This is a genomic window from Micromonospora costi (genome assembly GCF_003626655.1).
Lineage (GTDB): Bacteria > Actinomycetota > Actinomycetes > Mycobacteriales > Micromonosporaceae > Micromonospora > Micromonospora costi.
On sequence record NZ_RBAN01000005.1, the window covers coordinates 339,194 to 354,184 of the forward strand.

Consider the following 14,991-nt stretch of genomic DNA (forward strand, 5'->3'; position numbering starts at 1 on the left):
CCGTGACCGTCGCGCCCCTGTCGTCGTACCCGCGCATTCTGGCCCACGGACGCCAGTCGGCGGTCGCGTCGCGGGTGGATCCGGGCCGGCGTGGCCGTGCCCGGCGGGTGGCCGGGAGGGTCTTGCGGCGGTCATCGTATACAACATACGCTCCCCGAATCGCCCATTCGAGGAGCTCCCCCATGACGAACCTTCTCTTCAGCGAAACCAGAGCGCGTAAGCTTCGTCCACTCCGGGTCGCCGTGGCCGCGGCGGCCGTCGCCTGCACCGTGGCGGCCTGTTCACCGGTCTCCGACGACGAGGGTGGCGGCCCGTCCGGCGAGAACCAGTCCGCGGGCCAGGACTCGTTCGGCACGCCGGCCGACCCCGCCGCCGTGAAGAACGGCGGCACCCTGGTCATCGCCCTCTCGGCCGAGCCCGACGCGCTCGACCCCACCCTGTCCCGCAGCCTCTACTCCCGCTACGTCTTCCAGGCCATGTGCCAGAAGCTCTACGACGTCGACGAGAAGGCGCAGGTCGTACCGCAGCTGGCGACCGCCCTCCCGACCACCAGCGGCGACGGGAAGACGGTGACGATCCCGCTGCGCCAGGACGCGAAGTTCGCCGACGGCACTCAGTTCGACGCCGCCGCGGTGAAGGCCACGCTGGAGCGGCACCTCAGCAACGACCGGTCGGCGCGCAAGAGCGAGCTGGGCCCCGTCGAGGCCGTCGACACGCCGGACGCGCACACCGTCGTCATCCGCCTCAAGCAGCCGTTCGCGCCGCTGGTCGGCGCCCTCGCCGACCGCGCCGGCATGGTCATGAGCCCGAAGGCGCTCCAGAGCCTCGGCGACGACTTCGCCAGCGCTCCGGTCTGCGTGGGCCCCTTCAAGTTCGCCAAGCGGGTGCCGCAGAACTCCATCGACGTCGTGAAGGACCCCAACTACTACGACGCGAGCAAGGTCCACCTCGACGGGATCTCGTGGCGGATCCTCACCGACGCGAGCATCCGCGCCGCCAACCTGCGTTCGGGTGACGCCCAGGTCGCCGACAGCGTGTCCACCCAGGACGTCGCCGCGCTCCAGCAGGACTCCTCGCTCACCGTGCTCCAGTCGCAGTCACTCGGCTACCAGGGGCTCACCTTCAACATCGGCAACGTCGACGGCGTCGGCAGCACCCCCAAGCCGATCAACCGTCCGATCGCCCAGAACGCCAAGGTCCGCCAGGCCTTCGAGCACGCGATCGACCGCCAGGCCCTCGTCCAGGCGGTCTTCAACGGCATTCCCGCCACCGCCTGCTCGCCGATCTCGCCCGCCAGCCCGTTCTCCTCGCCCGAGGCGCAGGCGTGCCCCGCGCACGACCCCGCCAAGGCCAAGCAGCTGCTCACTGAGGCCGGCGTCAAGACGCCGTACCCGGTGACGATGCTCGTGTCGAACACGCCGGACACGCTGCGCCTCGCGCAGGCGCTGCAGGCCATGGTCAAGGACGGCGGCTTCGACCTCAAGATCAACCCGGTCGAGTACTCCTCGCTCCTCGACGAGCAGGACCGCGGCAACTTCGAGCTGTTGCAGCTCGGCTGGAGCGGCCGCATCGACCCGGACGCCAACATCACGAACTTCGTGGGCACCGGGGGCAGCCAGAACGTCGCCGGCTACAGCAACCCCGAGCTCGACAACGTGCTGACCCAGGCCCGCCAGTCGAACGACATCGAGGAGCGCAAGAAGCTGTACGGGCAGGCCGTGACGATCCTCCAGCAGGACGACTCGCTCATCTACCTGTACCGGCAGAAGAACCTGACGGCCTTCTCCAACAAGATCCAGGGCCTGCAGGTCTTCCCCGACGGCGTGATCCGCGCGGCCTTCGCCGGCTTCACCAAGTAGGTACACCGTGGCCCGGTATCTGATCACACGCGCCTGGCAGTCGGCGCTGACCCTGGTCCTGTCGACGATCGTGGTGTTCCTCGGCGTCCGCGCGCTCCCCGGTGACCCGGCCCTCGCCCTCGCGGGCGAGGACCGGTCCCCGGAGGCGCTGGAGGCCATCCGTCGCCACTACGGGCTGGACCAGCCGCTGCCGGTCCAGTTCGCGCAGTACGTCGAGCGGGTGGTGCAGGGCGACTTCGGCGAGTCGATCCGGACCGGGATCCCGGTCTCCTCGATGCTCAGCACCGCCCTGCCCGTGACGGCCGAACTGGCCGTCCTGGCGATCCTCCTCGCGACGGCGCTCGGCGTCGGCGCCGGGGTGCTCGCGGCGGTCCGCCGCGGGCACCCCGCGGAGTGGCTCGCCAACGGGCTGGCGCTGGTGGGCCTGTCGGTGCCCCACTTCTGGCTGGGGCTGCTGGCGATCCTCTACCTCTCCGTGGCGACCGGACTCTTCCCGGCGTCCGGGTTCGTGCCGCTGCTCGAGGACCCCGTGGACAACCTGCACCACGTCGTCCTGCCGGCCGTCATCCTCGGCACCGGCCTCGCCGCCATCATCATGCGGCAGACCCGTTCGGCCATGCTGGACTCGCTCTCCTCGGACTACGTCCGCACGGCGAAGGCGAAGGGGCTGCGGCCCCGCGCCGTCATCACCCGGCACGCCCTGCGGAACAGCCTCATCGTGGTGGTGACGATCGTCGGTCTCCAACTCGGTGGCCTGATATCGGGGGCGGTCGTCACCGAGCAGATCTTCGGACTGCCCGGCTTCGGGAAGATGACCATCGACGCCGTGTTCCAGCGGGACTACCCGGTGATCCAGGCCGTCGTCCTGCTCACCGCGACCGCGTACATCGTCATCAACTTCCTCGTGGACCTCCTCTACTCGGTCATCGACCCGCGTATCCGCGTGACGGGAGACCAGTCATGACCGTCCTCAGCGTGCCGATGGCGGACACCGGCACCGCCAGCGTCACCCGACGCACCCGCATCCTGCGCCGGCTGCGGCGCAACCCGCTCGCCGTGGTGAGTTTCGTCGTCCTGGCGCTGGCGGCGCTCGTGGCCGTGCTGTCGCCGTGGCTCGCGCCGTACGCGGTCGAGCAGACCGACTTCGCCCACACGTTCGCGCCACCGGGCACCCCCGGGCACGTGCTCGGCACCGACGACCTCGGGCGGGACGTCCTGTCCCGCATCATGCTCGGCGCGCGGGCGTCACTGGAGGTGGCGATCCTCGCGGTGGCCACGTCCCTGGTCGTCGGCGTGCCACTGGGGCTCGCGGCCGGCTACTTCCGGGCCTGGGACGCGGTCATCTCCCGCTTCACCGACCTGCTCCTCGCGTTCCCGTTCCTGATCATGGCGGTGGGGCTGGCGGCCATCCGGGGCGCCAGCCTCACCAACGCCGCCGTGGCCGTGGGGATCGCCCAGATCCCCGGCGTGATCCGCGTGGTGCGCTCGGACACGCTGCGCCTCAAGTCGCTCGACTTCGTAGCCGCGGCCGTGGTGGACGGCGCGAGCGACCTCTGGGTCCTCGCGCGGCACATCCTGCCCAACGCCACATCCGTGATCCTCGTGCAGGCCACGGTCGCCATCCCCACGGCGATCCTCGGCGAGGCAGTGCTCTCGTTCCTGGGTCTCGGCATCCAGCCGCCGGCGCCCAGCCTCGGGACCATGCTCGCCACGGCACAGCAGTTCGCCGCCCGCGCCCCGTGGGCGGCCGTCCTCCCCGGCGTGGTGATCATGGGACTGGCGTTGGCGTTCAACGTCTTCGGCGACGCCCTGCGGGACGCCCTCGACCCGAAGGGAGACCGGCGATGACCACGGCCGAACGTACCGGCGCCCCGTCGACCACCATCGAGACCCCCGTCCTCCAGGTGCGCGACCTGTCGGTCGCCTTCACCACCGAGAGCGGGACCGTCTCGGCGGTCGACCGGGTGAGCCTCGACCTCGCCCCCGGCGAGATCGTCGGGATGGTGGGGGAGTCCGGCTGCGGCAAGAGCGTGACGGCGATGAGCATCGGGGGCCTGCTCCCGGACAGCGCCCGGGTCACCGGCTCCGTGCGGCTGCAGGGGACCGAGCTGGTCGGCACCCGGGAGTCGGTGCTGCGCCGCGTACGCGGCAAGGACATCGCCTACATCTTCCAGGAGCCGATGACGTCGCTGAACCCGGTGCTCACCATCGGACGCCAGATCGCCGAGGTGCTCCAGGTCCACGAGCGGATGTCCCGCCGAGCGGCCCGGGCCCGCGCCGTCGAGCTGCTGTCCCTGGTCGGCATCCCGTCGGCCGCCACCAGGGTCGACAACTACCCCCACCAGCTCTCCGGCGGCATGCGCCAACGCGTGATGATCGCGATGGCGGTGGCGTGCGGCCCGAAGGTGCTGGTGGCCGACGAACCGACCACGGCCCTGGACGTCACGGTGCAGGCCGGCATCCTCCAGGTCCTGCGGGACCTGCGGGACCGGCTCGGCACGACCATCCTCGTCATCACGCACGACCTCGGCGTGATCGCGGACATCGCCGACCGGGTCGTCGTCATGTATGCCGGCCGGGTGGTGGAACGGGCGCCGGTTACGGACCTGTTCGCCTTCCCGTACCACCGGTACACGGCCGGCCTCCTGTCGGCCTCGCCGACGCCCGGCGTGCACGCCGGCACCCAGCGGTTGCAGGAGATCCCCGGTCTCGTGCCGGTCCTGTCCGCGCAGCCGGACGCCTGCACGTTCGCCGACCGCTGCCCGGCCGCCGACGAGCGCTGCCGGGAGGCCGCGCCGCCCCTGGAGGCGGTCCGGCCGGCCCTCACCGAGCACGTCGCGGCCTGCTGGCACCCCTGCCCGACGCCTCGGACGCGACCTGAGGAGACGATCGCATGACGTCGCAGGAGTACGCCCTCGAACTGTCCGACCTCGTGATGCACTTCGGGGCGGTCCGGGCCGTGGACGGTGTCTCCCTCGCCATCCCCCGCGGCCGGGTCACCGCGCTCGTGGGGGAGAGCGGGTCCGGGAAGTCGACCGTGGGCCGGTGCGTGGTGCGGCTCGTGGAACCCACCGCGGGCACCGTCCGCATCGCCGGGGCGGACGTCACGCACCTGTCCCGCCGGCAGCTGCGCCGCCACCGCAGCGACGTGTCGATCGTCTTCCAGGACCCGGCCGGCTCGCTGGACCCGCGCATGCTGGTCGGCGACATCGTGGCCGAGCCGCTGCGCCTGTCCGGCCGGCGGATCTCCCGGCGCGACCGGGACGCCCGCGTCGCCACGGAGCTCGGCCGCGTGGGCCTGCGCGCCGAGGTCGCCCGCCGCTATCCGCACGAGCTGTCCGGCGGGCAGCGCCAGCGGGTCAGCATCGCCCGGGCCCTGATCTCCGAGCCGATGCTGCTCATCGCCGACGAGCCGACGAGCGCGCTCGACGTGTCCGTCCAGGCGTCGGTGCTGAACCTGCTGGCCGACCTGCAGCGGGACATCGGGTTCGCCTGCCTCTTCATCACCCACGACCTGTCCGCCGTCGAGTACCTCGCCGACGACATCGCCGTGATGTACCTCGGCCAACTCGTCGAGAAGGGCTCCCGGGAACAGATCTTCGCCCGGCCGGGTCACCCCTACACGCAGGCGCTGCTGTCCGCCGCGCCGGTGGCCGACCCGGAGCGCCAGCGGCAGCGGCAGCAGGTGCTGCTCGGTGACGACCTGCCCACCGCGCTGGACCCGCCCTCCGGCTGCCGTTTCCGCACCCGGTGCCCGCTCGCGTTCGACCGGTGCGCCACCGAGGTGCCGGCGCAGGTCGAGTACGGCGACGGCATGGCCGCCTGCCACCTGGTCCAGCCCGACGGCACCCGGCCCGACGTCCGGGCCGCCGACACGAATGAGGTCGTCTCATGACGTTCACCACCAGGCCGACGCTGCAGGGCACGTTCGGGATGGTGTCGTCGACGCACTGGCTCGCCAGCCAGGCGGCGATGGGCATCCTCGAACGCGGCGGCAACGCCTTCGACGCCGCGGTCACCGCCGGATTCGTCCTGCACGTCGTCGAACCGCACCTCAACGGGCCCGGCGGCGAGGTGCCCGCCATCGTGGCGACGGCCGAGGACCCGGCGCCGAAGGTGCTCTGCGGGCAGGGACCCGCGCCGGCCGGGGCCACCATCGCGCACTTCCGGTCCCTCGGGATGGACCTCATCCCCGGTTCCGGCCCGCTCGCGGCCGCCGTGCCCGGCGCGGTGGACGCCTGGCTCCTGCTGCTGCGCGACCACGGCACACTGCCCCTCGCCGAGGTGCTGGAGCCGGCCATCGGGTACGCCGGCGCCGGCCACCCCCTGGTCGCCCGGGTGGGCGACACCGTGGCGGCCGTCCGGTCGCTGTTCGAGGAGCACTGGCCCACGTCCGCCGAGCTGTGGCTGCGCGGCGGCCGGCCGCCGGCCGCGGGGGAGCTGTTCGCCAACCCGGCGTACGCCCGCACCCTGACCGGCCTCGTCGACGCCGGCCGCGCGGCCGGCGCCGACCGGGAGGCGCAGATCGAGGCGGCCCGCCGGGCCTGGCGGGAGGGCTTCGTCGCCGAGGCGATCGACCGGTTCAGCCGGCGGCCCTTCCAGGACTCCAGCGGCCGGCCGCACGCCGGGCTGGTCACCGGCGCGGACCTGGCCGCGTACACGGCGAGCTGGGAGGAGCCGGTCACCCTCGACTGGAACGGCTACTCGGTGGCGAAGACCGGGTTCTGGGGGCAGGGCCCGGTGCTGCTGCAGACCCTGTCGGTCCTCGAGGCGCTCGACGACCCCCGGGTGTACGACCCGTCCACCGCGGCCGGCATCCACGCCCAGGCGGAGGCGCTCAAGCTCGCCTTCGCCGACCGCGAGGCCTGGTACGGCGACGTCGACGTGCCCGCGAAGGCGCTGCTGTCCCGCGAGTACGCGCGGGAGCGCGCGGCGCTCGTCGGCGCCCGCGCGTCGACGGACCTGCGACCGGGACGTCCGGACGGGGCCGACCCCCGCCTGCCCGCCCAGATCCGGCGCGGCGCCGACCGCCACGAGGACCGGCTCGACCCCACCACGGGCGAGCCGACCGTCAAGGCGGACGGCGTGCCCCGCGGCGACACCTGCCACGTCGACGTGGTCGACCGGTGGGGCAACATGATCTCCGCGACGCCGAGCGGCGGCTGGCTCCAGAGCAGCCCGACCATCCCGGATCTCGGCTTCCCGCTGGGCAGCCGGCTGCAGATGTTCTGGCTGGAGGAGGGGCTGGCCTCGTCCCTGGCGCCGGGACGCCGGCCGCGCACCACGTTGAGCCCGACCATGGTGCACCGCGACGGTGTGCCCGTCATGGCCTGCGGCACCCCGGGCGGCGACCAGCAGGACCAGTGGCAGCTGCTGTTCCTCCTGCGCCACCTCGCCGGTGGCCGGACCCTCCAGGAGGCCATCGACGCGCCGATGTGGCACACCGCGAGCCTGCCGGCCTCCTTCTACCCGCGCGGTGTCGAGCCCGGCGTCCTCGTGGTGGAGGACCGGCTGGACGCCGACGTCCTCGCGACCCTGCGTGCGGCCGGGCACGAGGTGCGGCTGTCCGACCCGTGGAGCCTGGGCCGGCTCTGCGCGGTGACCCGCGATCCGCGCACCGGGGTCGTGGCGGCCGGAGCGAACCCGCGTGGCATGCAGGGCTACGCCTGCGGCCGGTGACCCCCGGCGACGCCGTAGCCGCCCTCGGCGTTCTCGTACGCCGCCGCCGACGCGGCCTCGAGGTGGGCGAGGGCGGCCCGCTCGGCCCGGTCGCCGTCGCCGGACTCGATGGCGTCGACGAGCTGGATGTGCTCGGCCCACGAGTGCGGGGCGCGTTCGGCGGCGCCCAGCCGGAACACCCACTGCACATGGAGGTACAGCGCCTTGGCGATGGACGACAGCCAGGGGTTGCCGCTGATCTGGAGGATCCGCAGGTGCAGGGCGCTGTTCAGCTCGGCGACGCGGGGCAGGTCCTGCCGCTCGGTGGCCTCCCGGCCCTGTTCCAGCAGGGCCCGGAGGGCGGCCACGTCCGCCGCCGTCGCCCGCTCGGCGGCCAGCCGGGCGGCCAGCGCCTCGAGGCGCTCCCGTACGGCGAACATGTCCGCGATCGTCCCGCTGCTCGGCGAGGCGACGGCCGCCCCGCGTCGGGGCAGGATCACGACGAAGCCCTCCGCCTCGGCGACGCGCAGCGCCTCGCGGACCGGGTTGCGGGAGACGCCGAAGTCCTCCGCCAGCCGGTCCTCGGTCAGCCGTTCACCGGGAAGGTAGTCGCCGTCGATGATGGCGGTCCGTAGTGCGGCGAGGACCTGGTCGCGTAGCGGCAGGTGTTGAGCGCCGAGCTTGTCCCGCAGGTCTTCAGCCAACCTGATCGCCTCTCCGTGAACCGTTCGACAAGTGTATACGAAGAACAATCTGTGAAGGACAACCGACAGTGGCGAGAACACAGCCAGACGTACGGTTCCGCACCCCCACGGCGGTCCCGGAGGCCCTCCTACGGCGGCGGCATGCCCTCGTCGTCGTGCTGACCTTCCTGACCGGCAGCGCCGACGCCGTCGGCTTCCTGTCGCTCGGCGGCGCCTTCTCCAGCGTCATGACGGGCAACATGGTCCTGCTGGGCCTGTCGGCCGGCCGGGAGGACGCCGAACTCGCGGTGACCTCCGGCTGCGCCATCCTCAGCTTCGTCGTCGGCGTCCTCGCGGGCGCGCGCGTCGCCGGCGTGGCCCGTCCGGGCGACCCCGTCTGGCCGCGCCCCGTCACCCGGGCGCTGCTGCTCGAACTCGCCGTGTTCCTGGTCTTCCTCGTCGTGTGGGAGGTCAACCTCCCGGATCACTCCGACAACGTCGACCTCGCGCTGCTGCTGCTGTCGGCCGCGGCCCTCGGCGTGCAGAGCAGCGCCGTCCAACGGTTCGGCGTGCCCGGGCTCTCGTCGACCTACCTGACCGGCACCCTCACCAGCCTGATCGGCGGCGTCGCCGCCCGCAGCCCGTGGCACACGCTGCGGCCCCGCATCCAGATCCTGGCGGCCCTCATGACCGGGGCGGCCGTCGGCGCGCTCGTGGCCGTGCACCTGCCCGTGTGGGCGCCGGTGCTGCTGCTCGTGCCTCTGGTGACGGTCGTCGCCGTCTCCGCGCGGATGCCGCAGCACCCGACCGTCGAGGCGCCGGACGCGCCGTAGGGGCCGCCCCGAGGCCGTCGGCCCGGCCGCGGGGGACCCTGCGCGGCCCGCAACGGAACTACCCTGCGAGCCATGACTTCGATCTCGCCCGACCGGCGCGGCGGGCACGACGCCCTGGACCCCTCGCCAGCGACGATCCGCGACATGGGTACGGCGGCCCTGGAGTGGGTCGCCGCCTACCACGACTCGATCCGCGACCTGCCCATCGCTCCCCGGACGTCGGCCGCCGCGCTGCGGCAGCGGCTCGCCGAGCCCCTGCCGGTCGAGGGCCGCGACTTCGCCGAGCTGCTGGAGGTGTTCCGCGACGTCATCGTGCCCGGCAGCCGGCACAACGGGCACCCGCGCTTCTTCGGGTACGTCTCGGCGCCCGGCACCGCCGTGGCGTCGGTGGCCGACCTGCTCGCGTCGGCCCTGAACGCGAACCTGCCCGCGTGGCGGTCGGCGCCGGCCCCCGTCGAGCTGGAGCACGTGGCCATCGACTGGATCAAGGAGGCTCTGGGCTGCGATCCGGGAGCCCGCGGCCTGTTCATGAGCGGCGGCTCGATGGCCAACCTCGCGGCGCTCGCCGCCGCGCGGCACCGCCACTGCGGAGACGCCGTCGCCGAGCAGGGCGCGGCCGCCCACCCCGCCCCGCTGCGCCTCTACGTCTCCGGCGAGACCCACCACTCGATCCACAAGGCGGCCGCGCTCCTCGGCATCGGCCGCGCGAACGTCCGCGAAGTCGCGGTGGACGAGCACCGCCGGATGGACGTCGAGGACCTCGTCCGCCGGATCGAGCAGGATCGGGCGGCGGGCGCGGAGCCGTTCTTCGTGGTGGCGACCGCCGGCACGGTGTCCACCGGGGCCGTCGACCCGCTGAGCGAGATCGCCGAGGTCGCCCGCCGGTACGGGCTGTGGATGCACGTCGACGCCTGCTACGGCGGCTTCGCCCGCCTCGCCCCCTCGGCCCGCCCCCTGTTCGACGGTCTCGCCGAGGCCGACTCGATCTCCCTCGACCCGCACAAGTGGCTCTACCTGCCCGCCGACTGCGGCTGCCTCATCTACCGCGACCCCGAGACGGCGCGCGCCGCCTTCAGCCTCGACGCCGAGTACATCCGGGTGACCCAGACCGAGCCCGCCGAGGCGTTCGCCTTCTGGGACTACGGGCCGGACCTGTCCCGCCGGTTCCGCGCCCTGAAGGTGTGGATGCTGCTGGCCCACGCGGGCGCGCGGGCGATCGGCGAGGCGATCGAGAGCAACCTCGACTGCGCCCGCCACGTGGCCGACCTCGTCGAGGCCAGCGACGACTTCGAGATGCTCACCCCGGTGGGCCTGTCCATCTTCTGCTTCCGGTACCTGCCCCCGTCGGCGCGGACCGCCACCACCCGCACCGCCGACGAGGAGGAGATCGACCGCCTCAACGAGCGGATCCTGGTGGCGCTCCAGCAGGCCGGCAGCTCGTACCTGTCCAACGCGAGCATCGACGGCCGCTTCGCGCTGCGCGGCTGCGTCGTCAACTACCGCACCACCCGAGCCGACATGGAGGTGCTGCTCGACGACGTGCGCCGCGCCGCGAAGCAGGTGGCCGGCGACGCGGGCTGAGCCGGGTCAGCAGCGGGTGCGCGGCGTCAGGGCGGCGTCCGCGGTGCGGTGCCGGTCGAGGTAGGTGTCCGCGACGAAGGCGAGGAACCGTTCCGCGTCCGTCGCGGTCGAGGCCAGCCCGAACGAGACGCGTACCGCCCCGCCGGTGGGCAGCCGCAGCGCGGCCAGGTACTGGTCGATGGTCCGGACGCGGGCGAGCAGCGTGCGGCGCAGGGAACCCGGGTCGATCCCGAACGCCCCCTCGCCCGCGCCCGGGTTGCAGAAGCAGCCGGTACGCAGGGAGAAGCCGGCCGCCGACGACTCCCGCGCCACGAGCCGCTCGTCGACGACGGACCCGTCGGAATGGGTGACGTTGAACGCCACCGTGGCGCCGCGGCCCTCGGCGGTCGGCGGGCCGTAGACACGCACCAACGGCTGGCCCGTGCGGTGCCGCAGCGCGGTCAACCGCTCCAGAAGCCAGCCGGTGAGCAGACCGACCCGGGTGTGGACCAGGTCCGGGCCGATCCCGTCGAGCCAGTCCAGGCCGAACTCCACGTCCGGGATGCTGAGGAAGTTCAGCGTGCCGTCCTCGAACCCGGACTCGTCGTCGAGCGGCCGGTGCCAGTCGCCCTGCACGCTGACCGCCTGGATCGTGCCGCCGGCGAACCACGGCCGGCGCAGCCGGACGAGCGCGTCCCGCCGGGCCAGCAGCGCGCCGACCCCGGTGGGGTAGCCGAACAGCTTGTACCAGCTCAGGCAGACGAACTCCGGGCGTACGGCGCCCAGGTCCAGCCGGTTGGTGGGGGCGAACGCGGCGGCGTCGAGCAGCACGTCGTACCCGTGCCGCTGGGCCAGCTCCACCCAGCCCAGCGGGTGCTGCACGCCGGTGAAATTACTCTGCGCCGGGTACGCGAACAGGCCCCGGCCGGCCGGCCCGCGCCGGCGCCGCAGCGGGCCACCCCGGCCGGCGGTGAGCGCCGCCACCACGTCCGCCTCGGCGACCCGCAGCTCGGCGCCGGTCAGCGGCACGTACCGCACCGGCGCGCCGGCGGCCCGGGCGTACTCCCGGACGCCGTTGACCGAGTTGTGGTTGTCCCACGTCAGCACCAGCGGGCTGTCCCGCCCGAAGCGGTACGCCTCACCCACCAGCCGGCAGGCGCCGGTGGCGTTGGGCGTGAACACGACCGCGTACTCGGCCGGGTCGGCGCGGAAGAACCGCAGCACCGCGCGCCGGGCCGACTCGACCAGGGATCCGGCGGCCGAGGACGTCGGGTTCTCCGAGTGCGGGTTGCCGTACAGGCCGGCGAGCAGGCGTTCCTGGTGGGCCACGAGCTGTGCCCGGGCGGCCACGCCGGCGCCCGCGTAGTCGAGGTAGACGTGCCCGTCCCGGTCGAGGTGCCGGTACTCGGTGGCGCGCAGCTCGTCGATGCGGCCGGTGGCCGCGTACGCGGGATCCTCGGTCAGCGACCCGGCCGGTGCCCGGGACGGCTCAGGCGCCACGGCGGGACGCCTTGCGCAGCAGCACCGCCCAGGCGGCGACGAGCAGGAGCAGCGTGAACCCGCCGAGGATCAGCCAGTCCACCCAGACCGGCCGGGCGAAGGTGTCGCCGTACGTGGCGAGCAGCGGGGGGCCCAGCGGCGAGCCACCCTCGCGCCAGAGCCGCTCGACGCCCGTGGTGTGGCCGAGCCCTTCGAACGCCCACCGGTTGGACATCGCGTAGCTGAGCCACCGGCCGCCCGCCGGCATGGCGGGCACGGGAAGGATCGCGCCGACGAAGAGGACCTGCGGGAAGCAGAGCATCGGCAGCATGAGCGTGGCCTGGGCGGCGTCGGAGACGGCCGCCGAGCAGAGCAGGCCCAGGGCGAGCGCCGCCGCGGAGGAGAGCAGCAGCGTCGCGTACAGGGCGGCGAAGTCCGCGCCGACCAGCGGCGGCAGCCGGTCGGTGCCGCGCAGCACGCCGAGCAGCGCCAGGTCCACGAGGGCCAGCAGCGGCAGCAGCACCGCCACCTTCGCCAGCAGGTACGGCCCGAACCGCACACCGGCCAGCCGCTCCCGGTGCAGGATCGGCACCTCCGTGCAGATCTGCAACAGCCCGTACGTCAGCCCGAAGAAGAAGCCGCCGAACGCGATCCAGAACAGGATCATCACGGTGACGGTCGGGCTCGGGTGCGCCGGGTCGAACGCGCCGGGGCGGAAGAGCAGCGCGAACATGCCGAGCACCAGGAGCGGCGAGCCGAGCAGGATCGCCAGGGTGAGCCGGTTGCGGGCCACGATCTCCGCGTTGCGGGCGCCCAGCGCGAGGCCCTGCCGCAGCCGGCCCGGCCCGTGCGGCGGAGCGGCGTCCCGGCCGGCGTGCCCCGAGGGCGGGGACGGGGCCGGCCGCTGGTCCGCCGCGAACCGGCCGGGCCAGTCGCCCGGATCCTCCGCCTCGTCGAGCCGCAGGTAGACCTCGGCGAGGGACCGTACGCCGAAGAAGTCCCGGGCGGCGGCCGGCGGCCCGGCGAACGCCAGCCGGCCCTGGCGAGTGAGGACGACGACCCGGTCGCACAGCTCGACGTCGGTGACCTGGTGCGTGCTGAGCACCACCGTGGCCCCCGCGTCGGCGAGCGCCCGCAGCTCCCGGAGCAGGTCGACGGCGACGGCCGGGTCGAGACCGGACGTGGGCTCGTCGAGGAAGAGCACCGCCGGGCGGGTCAGCAGCTCGACCGCGATGCTGGCGCGCTTGCGTTCGCCACCGCTGAGCCGCCCCACCGGCACGGCGGCCCGCCCGTCGAGCCCGAGCTGGCCGAGCACGTCGCCGACCCGTCGGGCCACCTCGGCCGGCCCGGTGCCGGGCGGCAGGCGGAGCCGGGCCGCGTACCGCAGCGTGCGCTCCAGCGGCAGCTCGCGGTGGATGATGTCGTCCTGCGGCACGAGCCCCACGGCGCCCGTCGGCGGAACGCCGTCGTGCGTCACGGTGCCCGCCACCGGCCGCCGGACGCCGGCGAGGACCTCCAGCAGCGTGGTCTTCCCGGCGCCGCTGGCGCCGATCACGGCCACCACCTCGCCGGGTTCGACGCTCAGCGAGACGCCGTCCAGGATCCGGTGGCCGCCGCGCGCGGACGCGCCCAGGCCGACGGCGACGATGCGGGCGCCGGCCCGTGCCGGTGACGCGACCCTCCCGGCCGTCATGCCGGGTGCGGCCGGTCCGGTCGAGGGTCGAACCGTCGGCGCATGCCCCCGAATATCGCACAGCGCCGCCGTGGCCGGTCCCCGCCGAGGGTGGCGGAATCCTGACAGCCGCGACGTCCCGTCGACCGGACGCCCCCGTGTCCGTCAGGGACGGATGAGGCACATCCCGCCGGCCGCAGGCCCGTCCATCGTGGTCAGCGCCCCGGGCACGTCGGCGAGGCCGATGGTCCGCGTGACGAGGTCGGCGGGGCGCAGCACGCCGGCGGTGACCAGTCGCAGCAGCTCCGGGTAGGCGTGCGCGGGCATGCCGTGGCTGCCGCGCAGCTCCAGTTCGTACGCGATCACCAGGTCCATGGGCAGGGCGGGCCGGCCCTGCGCGGCGGGCAGGAGCCCGACCTGCACATGCCGTCCGCGCCGGCGCAGGCTCTCGATCGACGCCGCGCACGTCGCGTGACTGCCCAGCGCGTCCAGCGAGAGGTGCGCGCCGCCTCCGGTGGCCTCCCGGACGGCGGCGGCCACCGCACCGGGCCCGCCGAGGGCCGCGCCGTCCAGGCAGACCGCGGCCCCGCAGCGGCGGGCCAGGTCGAGCGCCCCGGGGGCCACGTCGACGGCCACCACGCGGGCGCCGGCCGCCGCCGCGATCATCACGGCGGAGAGCCCCACGCCGCCGCAGCCGTGCACGGCCACCCATTCACCCGCGGCGACCCGTCCCTGGCTCACCACGGCCCGGAACGCCGTGGCGAACCGGCAGCCGAGCGCCGCGGCGGCCGGATGGTCCAGGTCGTCGGGGAGCTGGACCAGGTTGACGTCGGCGTCGTGGACCGCCACGAACTCGGCGAACGAACCCCAGTGCGTGAAGCCCGGCTGTGTCTGCCGCTCGCAGACCTGCTGATCGCCGGCGAGGCAGGCCGGGCACCGCCCGCACGCGCAGACGAAGGGCGCGGTGACCCGGTCGCCGGGCCGCCAGCCGCGGACGCCGGTGCCGACCGCAGACACGACGCCCGCGAACTCGTGGCCCGGGACGTGCGGCGGGCGGATGTCCGGGTCGTGCCCCTGCCAGCCGTGCCAGTCGCTGCGGCACAACCCGGTGGCCTCCACCCGGATGACCACGCCACCGGGCGGCGGCGCAGGGTCCGGGACGTCGCGGATCTCGGGTCGGGCGCCGAACTCGTCGAAGATCACCGCACGCATGGGCGGGATCCTCACATGCCGCGTGCGGCTTCCGC

At 74.0% G+C, this 14,991-nt stretch carries 12 protein-coding genes; 8 read left to right on the forward strand and 4 right to left on the reverse strand.

Annotation, left to right across the window (positions count from 1 at the left end; translation table 11 throughout):
- The first annotated feature begins 182 nt into the window (after nucleotides 1-182).
- The 6 genes from D7193_RS27140 to D7193_RS27165 are packed head-to-tail and all read left to right on the forward strand — an operon-like array spanning nucleotide 183 to nucleotide 7,538.
- Nucleotides 183-1,859 (forward strand): ABC transporter substrate-binding protein, encoded by a 1,677-nt coding sequence (locus D7193_RS27140; RefSeq protein WP_120782450.1) that lies wholly within the window; start codon nucleotides 183-185, stop codon nucleotides 1,857-1,859.
- Nucleotides 1,860-1,866: 7 nt separating this feature from the next.
- Complete coding sequence (locus D7193_RS27145; protein WP_120782451.1) at nucleotides 1,867-2,823, forward strand: ABC transporter permease; 957 nt, start codon at nucleotides 1,867-1,869, stop codon at nucleotides 2,821-2,823.
- Entirely contained in the window at nucleotides 2,820-3,707 is an 888-nt protein-coding gene (locus D7193_RS27150; RefSeq protein WP_120782452.1) for an ABC transporter permease, read from the forward strand. Before D7193_RS27145 ends, D7193_RS27150 begins: the two co-directional genes overlap by 4 nt.
- The gene (locus tag D7193_RS27155) at nucleotides 3,704-4,756 is read left to right on the forward strand and encodes an ABC transporter ATP-binding protein (RefSeq protein ID WP_120782453.1); all 1,053 of its coding nucleotides are present in this window, start codon (nucleotides 3,704-3,706) and stop codon (nucleotides 4,754-4,756) included. The genes D7193_RS27150 and D7193_RS27155 overlap by 4 nt, the downstream gene beginning before the upstream one ends.
- Complete coding sequence (locus tag D7193_RS27160) at nucleotides 4,753-5,754, forward strand: ABC transporter ATP-binding protein (RefSeq protein ID WP_120782454.1); 1,002 nt, start codon at nucleotides 4,753-4,755, stop codon at nucleotides 5,752-5,754. The genes D7193_RS27155 and D7193_RS27160 overlap by 4 nt, the downstream gene beginning before the upstream one ends.
- Nucleotides 5,751-7,538, forward strand: a complete 1,788-nt coding sequence (locus D7193_RS27165; protein ID WP_120782455.1) for a gamma-glutamyltransferase family protein — start codon at nucleotides 5,751-5,753, stop codon at nucleotides 7,536-7,538. Before D7193_RS27160 ends, D7193_RS27165 begins: the two co-directional genes overlap by 4 nt.
- Here the strand turns inward: D7193_RS27165 and D7193_RS33300 are convergent.
- Nucleotides 7,520-8,221: a GntR family transcriptional regulator gene (locus D7193_RS33300; RefSeq protein WP_147434466.1), complete on the reverse strand. Its 702-nt coding sequence runs from the start codon at nucleotides 8,219-8,221 to the stop codon at nucleotides 7,520-7,522. The two genes, D7193_RS27165 and D7193_RS33300, sit on opposite strands and share 19 nt — an antisense overlap.
- 68 nt (nucleotides 8,222-8,289) lie before the next feature.
- On the opposite strand from D7193_RS33300, the gene D7193_RS27180 reads away from it, so the two are divergent.
- A complete protein-coding gene (locus D7193_RS27180; RefSeq protein ID WP_158674876.1) occupies nucleotides 8,290-9,033 on the forward strand; it encodes a YoaK family protein in 744 nt (247 codons plus the stop codon).
- 72 nt (nucleotides 9,034-9,105) lie between these two features.
- Nucleotides 9,106-10,614 (forward strand): pyridoxal phosphate-dependent decarboxylase family protein, encoded by a 1,509-nt coding sequence (locus tag D7193_RS27185; RefSeq protein WP_120782457.1) that lies wholly within the window; start codon nucleotides 9,106-9,108, stop codon nucleotides 10,612-10,614.
- 6 nt (nucleotides 10,615-10,620) lie between these two features.
- Here D7193_RS27185 and D7193_RS27190 read toward each other — a convergent pair whose 3' ends face one another.
- The 3 genes from D7193_RS27190 to D7193_RS27200 form a co-directional block, all read right to left on the reverse strand.
- Entirely contained in the window at nucleotides 10,621-12,093 is a 1,473-nt protein-coding gene (locus D7193_RS27190; protein WP_120782458.1) for an aminotransferase class V-fold PLP-dependent enzyme, read from the reverse strand.
- Nucleotides 12,083-13,765, reverse strand: a complete 1,683-nt coding sequence (locus tag D7193_RS27195; RefSeq protein WP_120782459.1) for an ATP-binding cassette domain-containing protein — start codon at nucleotides 13,763-13,765, stop codon at nucleotides 12,083-12,085. Before D7193_RS27195 ends, D7193_RS27190 begins: the two co-directional genes overlap by 11 nt.
- A 144-nt stretch (nucleotides 13,766-13,909) precedes the next feature.
- Nucleotides 13,910-14,956 carry a zinc-dependent alcohol dehydrogenase family protein gene (locus D7193_RS27200; protein WP_120782460.1) on the reverse strand — a complete coding sequence of 349 codons (1,047 nt, stop codon included), beginning with the start codon at nucleotides 14,954-14,956 and terminating at the stop codon, nucleotides 13,910-13,912.
- Nucleotides 14,957-14,991: the final 35 nt, after the last annotated feature.